This window comes from Tamlana crocina, assembly GCF_012037625.1.
In genome coordinates this window covers 1-373 of sequence record NZ_JAAVJS010000451.1, presented here as the reverse complement: position 1 = coordinate 373, position 373 = coordinate 1, and the positions used below count along the sequence as shown (strand labels likewise).

Genomic DNA, 373 nt, shown 5'->3' with positions numbered 1-373 from the left:
GGAAGAATCGTCGGATTTAAAACATAAGCAATTCTTTTTGGCCAACCAGCAATTCTTTTTTGTTTTTTTTGATGTCCTTCACGATCAGGGCTGCACATTTATCAACGTGCATCCCACGAGATTGTCCTTCATCCATCCTATTGTAGGATTGTCCGTCTGCAGTTCGCGCATTTTTCGAAATATTTGTATTTATCCTTCCCGGTAAAATAATTGTTACCGGGATATTGTCATTAACCAGTTCAGCCCGCAATGCTTCGAAATATCCCTGGAGCGCATGCTTGGACGCACTATAGGCAGTACGCATTGGAAACCCAAACTTGCCGGTAATGCTACTGATGACCACCAGGTGACCCGATCCGGTTCTCAGCATGTG

At 44.2% G+C, this 373-nt stretch carries 1 protein-coding gene; it reads right to left on the bottom strand.

Going from position 1 to position 373, the window contains the following annotated elements; genetic code table 11:
* Positions 1 to 16: 16 nt before the first annotated feature.
* Positions 17 to 373 (bottom strand): SDR family NAD(P)-dependent oxidoreductase (locus tag HC176_RS17550; protein ID WP_167920295.1); only part of this gene is annotated, 357 nt, incomplete at its 5' end.